Genomic DNA, 13950 nt, shown 5'->3' on the forward strand with positions numbered 1-13950 from the left:
CAACCCCGCACGGCCCGAATAATTTCGACGGACTCCTCGCGCCCCCGCCTCATCGAGTGGTTAGATGCACATGACCAGTTGGACAGGTGAGCAGAGAGAAGAGGGGGCGGGCCATGACGAAGGACGCAACCGACTCGCAAGGATCCGTACTCAAGCGCGAACGGGTCCGTGAGCACCTGCTGGGGCTCATCGACATCCGGCGGCCCGGCGACGCCATCCCCTCCGAACGCACCCTGTGCGCCACCCTGGAGGTCTCCCGCCCCACCCTGCGCGCGGCGGTGGACGAGCTCGTGGCCACGGGGCTGCTCGTGCGCGAGCACGGGCGCGGGATGTTCGTCGCCCCCGCCAAGATCACGCAGGAACTGGCCGCCGACGAGGCGGCCTTCGCGATGCGGCAGGCGTCCGGCCACTGGTCCAGCCGGGTCCTGGAGCACTCCACCGTCCAGGCGGGCGCCCGGATCGGCCGCCGGCTGCGCATCTCCCCCGGTGCGAGCCTGCTCTACATCGCCCGGCTGCGGCTGGTGGACGGCGCCCCGATGGCCATCGAGCACCTGCACATTCCGGCCGACCTGGTACCGGCCCTGACCCCGGCGGAGCTAGAGGCCGGGGACCTCTACGAGCACCTGCGCGACCACCACGGCGTGTACGTGCACGAGGCGCAGCAGTCCATCGAGCCGACGGTGGTGAACGAGGGGGAGGCGGGACTGCTGGACGTCCCGCTGCTCTCCCCCGCCCTGCTCATCGAGCGGCTGACCACCGACTCCACCGGCCGGCCCGTGGAGTACGTGCACTCCGTGTACCGCGGCGACCGCTACCGGATCGTCTCGCGCCTGGCCCTCGGGGTGTCCCCGGGAGCCGGCCGGCCGGGCGGCCACCACCCGGGGATCCCGCCGGGCGACCTCGGCCGCCGGGCGGTCATCACCTCCACCACCACCGGGGACGTCCACACCAGCACGTGACGGTCCCGCACGGGTCGGTACCACACGTGACGGTCCCGGACGGGTCGCTCCCGCACGGGCCGGCACCACACGTGACGGTCCCGCACGGGCCGCTCCCGCACGGGCCGGTCCTCCAACGGTCGGTCAGACGCGGACGAAGACCGCCTTGAGGTCGTGGGCCTTGTCCATCGTGACGTTGACCTGGGCCGAGGTGATCGCGTAGCGCTGCCCGTCGAGCTCCCACGCGGCGATCCGGTACCCGCGCGGCGGGGTGGCCGTCACCTTGATCGAGGTCCCCGGCCGGTACGGGCCCCAGGTGTCGGGGCGCAGTCCCTCGCCCAGGGTCAGGGCGTGGCGCTGGCGCGGCTGCGCGGGGGCGCGGTAGCCGGCGATGACCGGAGCGGTGATCCGCGCGACGGCCGCGTTGTTGTTGTAGGCGTCGCCGAGCGGCTGGCCGTCCCAGGTGTTCTCGGTGTTCGAGTACTGGTTGACGGCCGTGCAGGGACCGCCGCAGGCCGAGGAGTAGGCCATCAGCGTGTGGTGGCGGCGATCGGGCGTGATGTAGCCGGTGCTGTAGGGAGTGGTCAGGTAGGGCCGGTAGTCCTCGCCGCCCATCTGCTCGTCCAGGGTGGCCCGGTCGTGCCACAGCCCGAGGTTGTGGCCCACCTCGTGGCCGAAGTTGTACCAGAGCGCCACGGTCCGGTAGTCGACGACCGAGTACGCCTGGTCGTCGGTCTTCTCGCTCGGCGGCTGCGGGAGGTTGCCCTGTCCGCTGCTCGTTCCGTTCGGGACCTCGATCATCAGGGAGACCAGGTCCGCGCCGTACTTCTCGCGCAGCGCGGCGGCCGGGGCGCCCAGCCGGGGCTCCCTCGGGTTGGAGATCAGGCCGTGGACGACCGGCGCGGTCTCCTGGTCCGCCGGCGCGTAGTAGTTCGCCTTGTAGGTGGCCACGATGTCCACGCTCGCCTTGATGTTGCTGTCGGCGAAGGCGTGGTTGATGCTCGTCTCGGCGAAGGCGATCCGCGCGAGCATCGCCTCCTCTCCGCCCATGCCCCACTCGGCGCGGGGGGTGTAGCCGACCACCATGTCGATGACGACCGGCCCGGCGGACGCGGCGCGGGTCATCAGCTGCCTGCGGGCCTCCGCGATGACCGCGGGGTCGGGGTTCTCGTACTGCGGGTCCGCGTCGTCCTGCGCGGGCTTGACGTGGAGGCCGGGGTCCTCCTCCGTGATCAGCAGCCGGCCCGGTTCGTTGCGGGGCTGCGCGATGCGGTAGGCCCGCTCGCCCAGGTCGAAGAGGGCGTCCACGCCGACGGCGTCCGGTGCGGCTCCGGGGTCGCAGACTCCGGTGGTCGACAGCACCACCCGGCGGTGCACTCCGGGCCCGACCGGGTGCCCGTCGACCTTGACGACCTCACCGCTCCACTTGACGGCTCCCCCCGCCGGGTCGCGCTCGACACCGGACTCCACGACCTCGATGGAGGTGTCGGAGAACGGCCTGAAGGTGTGTCGGCGCGGGGTGCCGAAGGGCTGGTCCGTGCACAGCCAGCGGTAGTCGGCCAGGTCGAGGTCGATGGTGCGGCTGCGCAGCACGTGGCCTGGCGGCGGGGGCTCGGCCGCCGGGTGCGCGGGCGCGGCGGCCAGGGCGGGCGGCAGGCCGAGGGCGGTGGCGGAGAGGGCGGCGAGCAAGCCGGTGGCCAGGCCGAGACGAGAGATGATCATGCGCGTACGAACGCACCTCCACACCGGCCCGGTCCACGCCGACACCCGCTCCCGCGACCGCGTCACCCGGCCACCCCGCCCCGGCTCACCCCGACGGGCCCGGTGGGCACCGGTCGGGCCCTACGTGACGCGGAAGCCGATGGCGGCCGGCGACCGGTCGAAGGTCAGCCGGTCCCAGGTGGGGAAGACGAGATCGGTGACGGCGAGCAGCCGGCCGGCGGCGTCGTGCAGGGTGCGGCGTACGGAGAGCCCGCCGGGGGGCGCGGCCTGCGGCGAGTTGGTCCGGGTCATGGTGATGGTCTCGGCGACCCGGCCGGCCCGCGCGGCCCCCTCCAGCCAGTGGTGCAGGGGCCCCAGGTCCTCGTCCCGGACGCCCGCCACCAAGCGGTCCCGGTAGCGGGCCAGTTCGGGGGTCCGGACGACGGTGCGGGGACAGAGGTACGTCACCGCGTGCCGCCGGGTCTGGCCCGTCGGGCCGCTCTCGCGGTGGTGGTGGACCAGGGTCTGCTCCCCGCCCCGCATGCCGAGCTGCTCGGCGAGCGCCGGAGCCAGGGTGACGAGGGTGAGCCACGCCTGGTCGGTGACCCCGGCGGGCGTCGTCTCCGGCGGGGCCGCCGGGACCGCCGGCGCGGGGGCGAAGACCGGGGTCGGGTCCGGGGCCGGGTCCGGGACCGGGACCGGGACCGGAGCCTGGGCCGGAGCCCGGGCCGGTTGGCCGGCCGGGACCGCCGGGCGGGTGCCGCGCCGGCCGGTGACGACGAGGCCGTCCTGCCTCAGGTGCTGGAGGGCGGCCCGGATGGTCTGCCGGTTGACCTCGTAGCGTGCGGCGAGGCTGCGCTCGGAGGGCAGCCGGGCGCCGGGGGTGAGTGCGGTGAGGTCGAGCTCGCGCCGCAACGCTGCGGCGATCCGCTGGTACTTGGGCATGGCGGCCGGGCCGCCGCCCCGCGAAGGGGAGGGCATGGCTTCTCCTCTGACGGGAGGTCAAGGACTGCGCGGTCTGCTCGACCAACGTAGCATTGGTCTATACCTGTCGGTGAGAGGGGATCCGTTATCCGGACCCTGTTTGGCCGGAACCGCACGCTCCCTCAGGGCCGCAGCGGGTTGGGAAGCGGCAGGTAGCGGGAGTCGGCGCCGTCGGCGCGGGTCCAGCGCAGCAGCAGGTTGGTCTTGGCCGGGAGACTCGGGGCGGCCAGCAGGGCGGCGATCTCGGGAAGGTCGTGGGCGGCGCCGAAGCGCCGGAACTCCGCGCGGGCGGCGGGCCACAGGTCCCCGGCCGCCTCCGGGTGGCTCTGCGCGAGCGCGCCCGCGACCTCGGTCAGGTGGTTGACCACCAGGCAGTAGACGAGGCGCTGCCAGGCGGCCTCCCGGTCCAGGTCCGGGAGGAGCTTCACGCCCTCGGCGTCCCGGAAGAGGGCCTGCGCGGGCACGCCCTGGGCGTCGACGGCGACCAGGGTGTTCTGGAGGTGCGCTTCCAGGACCACGCCGTGCCGGGCGAAGAGGTGCAGCACGGGAGGCACCACCTGGCGCAGGTACGCCCGCCACCACCCGGCAGGGTCGGCCGTTGCCGCCAGCGGGCTGCCCGGATACCCCTCCGCCAGCGCGGCCGCGAGCAGGGGTGTGACGCCGGGCTCCGCGTGCGCGGCCAGCCCGTCGCGGACCAGTACGGCGAGCTCCTCGAAGGCGAAGGAGGCCGTCCGGTACCCCCGGTCGGGCAGCCAGGCCGCACTCGACCCGGACCGGCGCAGTTCCGCGAAGCCCGCCTCGACCGCCGCGTCCGTGCGGCGCAGTTTCAGCAGGTCGTGCCGCCACAGCCTGCGCACGTCGTTGGTGATCCGCACGTCGAGGCTGAACTTCACGAACAGATCGCCGGCGGCGGCGCCCGCCGTGCCCGCGGCGTCTGCGCCACGGCCACTACCGCTGCCGCTGCCGCTGCCGGGAACGTACAGGGTCCGGATCGAGGCGGTCGGCCAGACCGGCACCCGCCCGGCGCCCAGCGACAGCAGTCTCCCGTCCGCGAGGGCCTCGCGGACCGCGGGCCGGCCCGCGACCAGGTCGAGCTGCCAGGGGTGGGCGGGCAGCAGCCGGTAGCCGGCCGGGGCGCGCGGCCCTCCCAGCGCCTCCGCGAGCGAGTCGACCGCGGCGGCCGCGGCCGGTCCGCCCTCCTCGGCGACCTGGTCCTCGCGCACGCCCAGGAAGGCCAGCGGGAAACGGGCGTACGCCTCGGGGGCGTACGGCAGCCAGCCGTTGGCCGGACCGCCGCCCCGGGCCTTGGGGGCCGGGTGATGGGGGTGTCCCATGACCAGGGACTGTTCGGACCGGACGTACGGGTCCGCCGGCGGCGGCGTGGCCGCGCGGGCGGCCAGCAGCGCGGCGATGGTCTCGCGGCTGTCGGCGATCTCGACCGGGAGCTCGTCGTTGGACACGCCGGTGTACTGGCGCAGTTCGTCGGAGACGAGTTTGACCAGCTCGGTATGGGTGAGCGGATGCCAGCCGGCCCCGGTCTCCAGCTCGGGCCGCTCGGGCCTGCGTCCCGCACGCACCCGCAGCGACCGCCCGCTGCCCGACAGCCGGTACGCGCACCAGCCGTCCCCCTCGGAACCCCCCGGCCCGGCGAGCGGGACCGGCTCTGCGGCCTCCCGCAGGAGGCAGTTCAGGAGCGGGGCCGCCGCATAGGCGTCGGCGGCGGCGTTGTCGGTGGCGTTGAGGTCCACGGATTCCATTCGGTACGTCCAGAGCGCCGGAAGTGCGCGGGGGCGTACGACCGGCCGTGATCTTCAGTATCCGCGATGATGAAGTGATCATCACGTCATCCGAGAGGACCGGGGCCCTGGATCCCAGCATGCACCTCCCCGCCACCGCGGCCGAAGAGGCCGTCGCCGCCGAGCTCGCCGCGCTGTCCGAAACCGGTCCCGCGGGACCGGGCCGACCCGCGGGTCCGGGCAGACTCGCCGGACCGGGCGGACCCGCCGGACCGCATGGACCCGCCGGCACGTACCCCGGCAGCCTCGGGTCCGCCTACGCCGCCGCGCTCCCCGGCGCGCGGGCCGCCGTACTGACCCGGCTGTGGCGGGCGTTCGCCTTCGAGCCGCTGCCGTGGATCACCCGCCGGGAGCGGGGTTCCGGTTCGCTCGCGCTCCGGCTCGCCTCCGGCTCCCGGCTGGAGGGCCCCCTTCCCGACCCGTACGCGACGACCTTCTCCGCGGCCCGCGCCTCCGCGCCGCCCGTGGCCGAGCTGCTGCTCGACGGCCGCCCCTACCGGCGGGCCGCCGCGCTGGTGGCGGCGCTCGGGCTGCCGTACGGGGAGGAGTTCGCCGCCGAGCTCGACGAGAGCACGGCCTCCCTCGCCCTGTCCCGGGCCGGCCAGCCGACCGGCCCGGACGACGCCGCGGACCTCGCCGCCTGGGAGTGGGAGCAGCGGGTGGTGGACGGCCATCCGTACCACCCCAACTGCCGCTCCCGCCCCGGTTTCACGGTGGCCGAGCAGCTCGCCTACGGACCCGAGCACCGGCCGGTGGTCACCCTCGGGCTGGCCGTCGTACGGGCCGCGGAGTGCCGGGTGACCGGCGATTGGCCCGACCGGTGGCGGGAGGCCGGGCGGATCCTCGTACCGGTCCACCCCTGGCAGGCGGAGCACGTGGTCAAACAGGGGGCAGCTCAGGAAAGCGGGCACGAGCTGCGGCCCGGGCCCGCCGCGCACCCGCTGATGGCCCTGCGCACCCTCTCTCCCGCCGACGGCGGACCTCACGTCAAGACCGCGCTCAGCACCCGCCTCACCTCCTCCGTGCGGGACATCTCCGTCTACTCCATCGAGACGGCCGCCGCCGTATCCGGCTTCGCCCAGAGCCTGTCCGAGCGGCTCGACGGCCGCCTGCACATCACCCGCACCCTGGGCGCCGTCACCGCCGGCACCCCGGACCTGGCCGCCGTGCTCCGCGAGCCGCCCGAGGCGTACGCGGACCGGGGCGCGGGCGAGCGCGTCCTGCCCGTGGCCGCCCTGGCGCTGACCCCGTACGTGCGCTCCGACACCTGGCGGGCCGGTTTCGCCCGCCTCGCGCTGTCCGTCTGCCTGCGGGTCCTGGATCTCGGGGTGGCCCTGGAGGCCCACGGCCAGAACCTGCTGGTCGTGCTGTCCGCCGAGGGCGCCCCGCTGCGGCTCGTGTACCGCGACCTCGCCGACATCCGGATCAGCCCGGCCCGCCTCGCCCGCCACGGCCTGCCGGCGCCACCTCTGTCGGGCCGGCTGATCACCGATGACGTGACCCTGTTGCGCCGCAAGCTCTTCGGTTCGCTGGTGGCGGGGGCGCTCGGCTCCACGGCCGGTTCGGCCGCCGCGCTCGCCGCGGACCTGGCGGCGGCCGCGCCCGGCCTGCCCGCCACGGCCGACACCCGGGCGCTGCTGACCGGACCGCTGCCGACCAAGGCGCTGACCCTGATGCGGCTGAGCCCGGGGGTGCCTGGCGATCAGTGGGCCGAGCTGGACAATCCGCTGACCGGGGGCTGAGTTCGGGGCTCCGGCGGGCTACTGTCCGGGGGCATGGCATCGACTTCGCACCTGAACTCCGTCCGGTCGTCCTACGACGCCGTCGCCGCCGACTACGCCGCGCTGCTGACCGGAGAGCTGGAGGGCAAACCGCTGGACCGGGCGATGCTGGCCGCCTTCGCGGAGTGCGTGCGCGGGGACGGGCCCGGCGCCGGCCGGGCGGTCGCGGACCTGGGCTGCGGACCGGGCCGGGTGACGGCGCACCTCGACGGCCTGGGGGTACGGGCCTTCGGGGTAGACCTGTCCCCCGCGATGGTGGCGGTGGCCCGCCGGACGTATCCGGGGCTGCGCTTCGAGGTCGGCTCGATGGCCGCGCTGGACATCGCCGACGGGGTGCTGGGCGGGGTGCTGGCCTGGTACTCCACCGTGCACACCCCGCCCTCCGGGCTCCCCGCGCTGTTCGCCGAGTTCGCCCGGGTCCTGGCCCCCGGGCGGGTACCTGCTGATCGCGTTCAAGGCGGGCGACCGGCAGCTCCGGCTGGAACACGCCTACGGGCATCCCGTGGACCTCGACGTGTACTGGACACCGCCCGAGCTGATCAGCGGGCTGCTGGCCGGGGCGGGCCTGACCGAGACAGCCCGCCTGATCCGGGAACCGGACGCCACGGAGAAGTCCCCGCAGGGCTTCCTGCTGGCCCGCCGGGCGGGCTGACCGCGGGGCGGGGGCCCGGACGGAGGCCCGGACGGAGGTCGAGCCGAAGACCCGTACGGAAGCTCGAACGGAAACCCGTACGGAAACCCGGCCGAAGCCACCCGCAGCCGCCCCGGCATGGGCCGTTCGGGGGGCAAGCCCGCCCCCATGGGCCCGCCTTCGCCCCGAACGGGCAAGGCGGTGGCAGGAAGGAGGGATGAGCCTCCACCGCCGCCAGGTCCTCGCGGGAGCCGCCACGGGCGTCCTCGCCTCGATCGGCGCGGCGGCCCCTACGACGGCCCGCACGACGGCCCGCACGACGCCCCGTACGACGACCCGCCGCGCGGACCCGGACTACGGGGCGCTGGCCCGGGCCCTCGACGGCCGGGTGGTGACGGCCGGCGACGGGGACTACGACGAGGCACGGCAGCTGTTCCAGCCCCGCTACGACACGGTCCGGCCGGGCGCCGTGGCCTACCCCGCGCACCCGGGGGACGTGGCCGCCTGTCTGGACTTCGCCCGGCGCTCGGCCGTCCCCGTGGTGCCGCGCGGCGGCGGCCACGGCTACGCGGGCTGGTCCACCCGCGAGGCCGGACTCGTCATCGACACGTCCGCCATGGCGGACGTGGCCGCGGAGTCCGGGACCGGGGTCCGGGTCGGTGCGGGCGCCCGCCTCGGGGAGGTGAACTCCGTCCTCGCCGCGCGGGGCCTGGCCGTCCCGACGGGGCTGTGCCCTTCCGTCGGCATCGCCGGTCTCACCCTCGGCGGCGGGCTCGGCCTCTCCTCCCGCTCCTGGGGCGCCACCTCCGACCGGCTCACGGGGGTGAGCCTCGTGACCCCCGACGGGACGCTCCGCGAAGTCGCCGCCGACCGCGAGCCCGACCTGTTCTGGGCCCTGCGCGGCGGTGGGGGCGGCAACTTCGGGGTGGTCACCGGCTTCCGCTTCCGCACCCACCCGGTCTCCGACTGCGCCTTCGCGGAACTGCGCTGGTCGGCCGCAGACTCCCCCGCCGTCCTGCGCGGGTGGCAGCGCTGGCTGGAGGCGCTGCCCGATCCGTTCTGGAGCCAGGTGGAGTTCACCGTGGACGGCGGCCCGGTGGGCGCCCCGGCGCTGCGGGTGCTCTGCCTGGACGGCGGACGCGCGGAGCTGGAACGGCAGCTGACCCGGCTGTCCGACCTGGTGGGCGCCCCGCCCCGGGACTCGTGGAGCGTCGTACGCGGCTACGCGGACACCGTCCGGGCGATGGCCGGCTGCCTGGACCGGAGCCCCGCCGAATGCCGCCTGCCGGGCACCCTCCCGGGACACGATCCGCGGGGGCGGCTCGGCCGTGCCTCCTACGCCGCCCGGTCCGACTTCTGGGCCCCGGACGGGCTGACCGAAGCGGCCGCCTCGGCGGTACTGGCCGCCCTGCGGCGCTACGCCGGGAGCGTGCCGCGCGGCGGGTTCGGCGTGGTGCAGTTCGACGGGGTCTGCGGCGGAGCCCTCAACCGGATCCCGGCGCGGGCCACCGCCTTCGCGCACCGCACGGCCGGGTTCCTCGCCCAGTACCTCATCTACTGGCCCGGCCCGGCCACGGCCGCCGACATCGGCCGCCACCAGGGCTGGCTCGACGGGCTCTGGCAGGACCTGCGGCCCTGGGCGGGCGGAGCCGCGTACCAGAACTACGCCGATCCGAGACTGACCGGCTGGCGCGAGGCCTACTACGGGCCGAACCTGGCCCGCCTCGAAGAGGTCCGCCGCCGCTACGACCCGGACCGGCTGCTGCGCTTCCCCCAAGCCGTATAGCCCCAGCTCCCAGCCCCTCGCTCTCCCTGCCCATCCCCGAAGAAGGAGACGGACATGCGACGTACGTTGACGGTGGCGGCGGCCACGGCCGCCCTGCTGCTGCCCGGCGGGCCCCTGCCCGAGGCCGAGGCCGGCACCGCCCCGGCGCAGGCCGCGGCGCAGGCCCCGGCCAAGGCCCCCGCCACCGAGCGGTGGTCGGCCCGGGAGGCCGAGTCGTTCTGGACTCCCGACCGGATGGCGTCCGCGGTCCCCATCAGCCGGGGCGGCGCCCCGGCCGCGGTGGACGGGACCGGCCGGGACTTCGACGGCATCCCGGTCGTCGGCCGGATGTTCGTCATGAAGGGCGGCGGCGCGTACTTCTGCACCGCGAGCGTGGTCGCCTCCCCCGGCCGCGACATGGTGCTCAGCGCGGCGCACTGCCTGCTCGGTACGGACGCCCGGCAGGTGGCGTTCGTACCGCAGTACACGGCCCAGAACCCCCAGCCGTACGGGATGTTCCCGGTCCTGCGCGACGCGGCCGGCCGCTCCAAGGTGTGGATCGACCCGCGCTACCGGCAGCTCGGCGCCGACAAGGGCGCCGCCCTCGACGTGGCCTTCGCCCAGGTCGGCCCGGACGCCGACGGCTACCCCGTGGAGGACGTGGTCGGCGGGAACCGGCTGGTCACCGGCGCCCCGTACGCGCACAAGCAGGTCTCGCTGATCGGCTATCCGGCCTCCGCCGCCCGGCCCCGGCTGTGCGTGAACCGGACGACGAAGTTCACCAGCACCGATCCGGGGATCCCCGGATCGTTCCTGCGGATCGACTGCACCGGCTACCCGGGCGGCACCAGCGGCGGCCCGTTCCTGACCGGCTTCGACGAGCGGACCGAGACCGGCGACGTGGTCGGGGTGATCGGCGGCTGGAAGACGGGCGGGGACACCCCCGACACCTCCTACAGCTCCTACTTCGGCGCCGACATCAGGAAGTTGTACGAGAAGGCTCTCGCCGGGGCGCGGGTGGCGTGAGCACCCGCACCCAGCGGGTGCGGCGCGGGTTGCCCACCGTCCTCGGCGTCGCCGGCAGCCCCTCCGCGCTCAGCGGTTCGGCGGGCGCGAGGCCGAACTGCCGGCGCAGGTCCGCGAGGGCGGTGTGCACGGGCCCGAGGATGACCTCGGCCCGCGGATGGGCGTGCGCGAGGGCGTGCGCGACCGTCTCGATGGCCTCGGCGGCGTCCTCGGCGGCGCCCCGGCTCCACCCTCCGGGGGCGGTCCGCCCCCAGGGCGCGAGGGTGTCGTAGAGGTGGCAGGCGGCATCGGCCACGGCGTCGGCCTGTTCACCGACGCCGGGCGCCGCGATCGTCGGGAGCTCCATACCCGCTCAACGAGCGGAGCCCGCCCGGGGAACGAAGGCGGCCCGGACGGCCCGGGTCACGGGGAGAGCGCCTGCAGCCAGAGCGGCAGCAGCAGGAGGCAGACCAGGGAACTCTTGATCACGACGGCGGCTGAGAGGTCGACGCCCACGTCGTAGCGCTGGGCGAAGATGAACAGGTTCTGGGGCGTCGGCATCGCGGCGATCAGCACGAGGTACGTGAGCCACTCGCCCCGGACCCCGAACAGCGCCCCGCACACCGCCCACGCCAGCAGCGGGAAGACCACGCACTTGAAGCCGATGAGCGCCAGCTCCTCGCGGGTGGTCCCCCGGACGTCGAGGCCGATGCCGCCGAGGTGCAGTCCGAGGGCGAAGAGGGCCACCGGGGAGGCGCTGTCGCCGACGAAGGCGGCCCCGTCCAGGACCACCTCCGGGACGTGCACGGAGAGCAGGTTGAGCAGGATCCCCGCGTTGCAGGCGAGGACCAGCGGGGTGACGAGCGAGGCGCTGACGGCGCGTCCCAGGCGCCGGGCGGGGCCGCCGCCGGAGCCGGGGCCGGTGCGGCCCAGTTCCATGATGGCGATGACGACGAGCGACAGCACGCAGACCTGGAAGAGCAGCACCGGGAAGATCGGCGCCGCCGTGCCGAAGAAGGTGATGAACACGGGGACGGCGAAGTAGGCGGTGTTGACCTGGACCCCGGCCATCACGCGCAGCGCCACGGCCCGGGGGTCGCGCAGTCCGGCTGCCGCCGAGACGGCGGCCACCGCCGCGACCGCGAGGGCGGCGGCGGCCGCGTAGCCGCCGATGGCCCGCCAGTCGAAGAGGGCGGAGAGGTCCGCCGCGTAGATGTTGCCGAACAGGTAGCACGGGACCGCGAAGAGGAACGCGTAGTCGGCGAAGGCCTTGGAGGCCTCGGCGGGGACCACCTTGCGCCGCGCGAGGAACACGCCGACGCCGAAGGCCAGCGCCACCGGGATCAGTTTCTCCAGCGCGGCCGCCCCGCCCATGCGTACCCGCTCCCCGCCGTTCAGTGATCTTCCGAGCCGGGCGCAGTCTATGCCGAGCCGGTGCGGCGCCTTGAGCGGGCTTGACCCTGACGTGCGGGTCAGGGTTTAGCTTCGGCGCACCCACCCGCCCCGGCCAGGCGGCGGCCGTCCGCGCCGTCGCCGGCCGCGCCGCTTCGAGGAGCCTCCATGGCCACGGCCGCCCTGCCCCGTACCGCACGCGAGATCCGGCTCGCCGACCGCCGCGAAGGGCCGCCCGAGGGGCCGCGCCTCGCCGTCGTCGAGGTACCGGTGCCGGTGCCAGGTCCGGGCCGGGTGCTCGTCCGCAACCGCCACTTCCTGGTGTTCCCCGGGCTGCTCACCCTGATCGGCGGCGCGGCCGAGGGGCTGCCGCTGCCCCCGCTGCGCACCGGCGACACGCTGTTCGGGCCGGCCGTCGGCGAGGTGGTGGCCGCCCCGGCCGGCAGCCCGCTGCGCCCGGGCACGCTCGTCTCGCACCTGCTCGGCTGGCGGGAGTACGCCTTGGTGGACGCCGCCGACTGCACCCCGCTGGACGACACCCTGCCCGATCCGGTGGCGTACCTCGCCCAGGGCTCGGCCCCGTACGGCGCGCTGACCCGGCTCACCGGGGTCCGGCCCGGGGACACCGTTCTGGTCACCGGAGCGGCCGGCGCGGTCGGGACCCTCGCCGGCCAGACGGCGCGGCTGCTGGGCGCGGGCCGGGTGATCTGCACCACCGGCTCCCCGGAGAAGGCCGACCGGCTGGTCGCGGAGCTCGGCTACGACGCGGTCCTGCTGCGGGGCGCCGGGCGGCCCTTCGCGGAGCAGCTCGCCGGGGCGGCGCCCGGGGGGATCGACGTACTCGTGGACACGGTGGGCGGTGAGCAGTTGTCCGCCGCCCTCGGCGCCGCCCGGCAGGGCGCCCGCTTCGCACTGGTCGGCGCGCTCTCCGGCCAGTTGGCGCCGGGTCGGTCCGGGGGCGAGGCCCCGGTGGAGGTCGACTCGTTCCGCCTGGTCGTCAGGGGCGTCTCGGTGCGCGGGTACCTCGGTACGGAGCATCCTGACGTGGAGGAAGAGTGGACCGCCCGCTTCGGGGCCTGGCTGCGCTCCGGGGAGATCCGTTTCCCGCACGTGCGGATCCCGGGCATCGATCGCGCCCCGCAGGCGTTGGGGGAGTTGACCGGGGGACGGCACTTCGGCGCCGTGGTGGTGGAATTGCCGGAGTAGTCCGGCCGCGCGGGCGGTGCGGTGCGGTGCCGGGCCTCGCGGCGGGGCGGGGCGTGGCGTGGCGTGCGGTACGACTGTGCCGCGTGGCGTGGGGAACACGGAGGTGGCGCGGGATGCGGATCGGTGACGCGGCGGCGGCAGCGGGGACCACGCCCCGGGCGCTGCGGTTCTACGAGCAGCGCGGACTCCTCGCCCCGCAGGGCCGCAGCCCCTCCGGGCAGCGGGAGTACGGGCCCGGGGACGTGGACAGGATCCGGATCATCCGGGATCTGCTGGCTCACGGATTCACCGTCGAGGACCTGTGCGGCGTGGCCGACCGGCTCCACCTGCTCGCGGCCGATCCGCCGCCGAGCTGCGGCTCCGGCGGCGGGGTCGTCGGGCACCGGCTCTCCGTGCTCGACGCGGAGATCGAGCGACTCACGCGCTTGCGCGAGGCCCTCGCCCGGCGGGCAGGGTTCGACGGCTCCGCCGACGCCCCGGAGGCGGAGCCGGACCCGGCAACCGTGCCGGTACCGCGTCCTGTGGCGGTCCAGTCCCCGGATCCGCTTCCGGACCCGGGCGGCCGGTGAGTTCCGGCCGGGGGCCCGGCCGGCCTCGGACGCATACGCTGGGCCGATCATGAGCGAGCGCGCCCGATCCCGATTCCGATCCCTCTTCCGAGCCCGACCCGGATCCCGGTCCCCGTCGGTATCGCCGCATGGATCCCTGTCCGGGTCCCCATCTGGGTCCCCATCCGGGTCTCCGTCCGAAC

General features: G+C 75.3%; 11 protein-coding genes and 1 pseudogene. 7 read left to right on the forward strand and 5 right to left on the reverse strand.

What is annotated here, in order from left to right; all coding sequences use genetic code 11:
* The first annotated feature begins 113 nt into the window (after window positions 1-113).
* A complete protein-coding gene (locus OG276_RS01785; protein WP_266901977.1) occupies window positions 114-959 on the forward strand; it encodes a GntR family transcriptional regulator in 846 nt (281 codons plus the stop codon).
* A gap of 123 nt (window positions 960-1082) precedes the next feature.
* On the opposite strand, the gene OG276_RS01790 is transcribed toward OG276_RS01785, so the two are convergent.
* From OG276_RS01790 to OG276_RS01800, 3 genes are all read right to left on the reverse strand, one after another.
* On the reverse strand, window positions 1083-2660 hold the full coding sequence (locus OG276_RS01790; protein WP_266901979.1) for a reprolysin-like metallopeptidase: 1578 nt from the start codon (window positions 2658-2660) through the stop codon (window positions 1083-1085).
* A gap of 120 nt (window positions 2661-2780) precedes the next feature.
* A complete protein-coding gene (locus OG276_RS01795; protein WP_266901981.1) occupies window positions 2781-3620 on the reverse strand; it encodes a winged helix-turn-helix domain-containing protein in 840 nt (279 codons plus the stop codon).
* A gap of 125 nt (window positions 3621-3745) precedes the next feature.
* On the reverse strand, window positions 3746-5380 hold the full coding sequence (locus OG276_RS01800; protein WP_266901983.1) for an IucA/IucC family siderophore biosynthesis protein: 1635 nt from the start codon (window positions 5378-5380) through the stop codon (window positions 3746-3748).
* 119 nt (window positions 5381-5499) lie between these two features.
* On the opposite strand from OG276_RS01800, the gene OG276_RS01805 reads away from it, so the two are divergent.
* From OG276_RS01805 to OG276_RS01820, 4 genes and pseudogenes are all read left to right on the forward strand, one after another.
* A complete protein-coding gene (locus tag OG276_RS01805) occupies window positions 5500-7161 on the forward strand; it encodes an IucA/IucC family siderophore biosynthesis protein (RefSeq protein ID WP_266901985.1) in 1662 nt (553 codons plus the stop codon).
* Window positions 7162-7194: 33 nt separating this feature from the next.
* A pseudogene (locus OG276_RS01810) lies at window positions 7195-7852 on the forward strand (class I SAM-dependent methyltransferase).
* A 196-nt stretch (window positions 7853-8048) separates the two neighbouring features.
* Window positions 8049-9617 carry an FAD-binding oxidoreductase gene (locus OG276_RS01815; protein ID WP_266901987.1) on the forward strand — a complete coding sequence of 523 codons (1569 nt, stop codon included), beginning with the start codon at window positions 8049-8051 and terminating at the stop codon, window positions 9615-9617.
* Window positions 9618-9671: 54 nt separating this feature from the next.
* On the forward strand, window positions 9672-10622 hold the full coding sequence (locus OG276_RS01820; protein WP_266901989.1) for a trypsin-like peptidase domain-containing protein: 951 nt from the start codon (window positions 9672-9674) through the stop codon (window positions 10620-10622).
* On the opposite strand, the gene OG276_RS01825 is transcribed toward OG276_RS01820, so the two are convergent.
* Both OG276_RS01825 and OG276_RS01830 read right to left on the reverse strand, forming a co-directional pair.
* Window positions 10576-10968, reverse strand: a complete 393-nt coding sequence (locus tag OG276_RS01825; RefSeq protein ID WP_266901991.1) for a hypothetical protein — start codon at window positions 10966-10968, stop codon at window positions 10576-10578. The two genes, OG276_RS01820 and OG276_RS01825, sit on opposite strands and share 47 nt — an antisense overlap.
* Window positions 10969-11024: 56 nt before the next feature.
* Window positions 11025-11975, reverse strand: coding sequence for an AEC family transporter (locus OG276_RS01830; protein ID WP_266901993.1), 951 nt, complete (start codon window positions 11973-11975; stop codon window positions 11025-11027).
* 186 nt (window positions 11976-12161) lie between these two features.
* Here OG276_RS01830 and OG276_RS01835 point away from each other — a divergent pair, with 186 nt between their 5' ends.
* Complete coding sequence (locus tag OG276_RS01835; protein WP_266901995.1) at window positions 12162-13199, forward strand: NADP-dependent oxidoreductase; 1038 nt, start codon at window positions 12162-12164, stop codon at window positions 13197-13199.
* Between the two features lie 113 nt (window positions 13200-13312).
* Window positions 13313-13768, forward strand: a complete 456-nt coding sequence (locus OG276_RS01840; RefSeq protein ID WP_266901997.1) for a MerR family transcriptional regulator — start codon at window positions 13313-13315, stop codon at window positions 13766-13768.
* Window positions 13769-13950: the final 182 nt, after the last annotated feature.

The organism is Streptomyces sp. NBC_00086 (assembly GCF_026343255.1).
Taxonomy (GTDB): domain Bacteria; phylum Actinomycetota; class Actinomycetes; order Streptomycetales; family Streptomycetaceae; genus Streptomyces.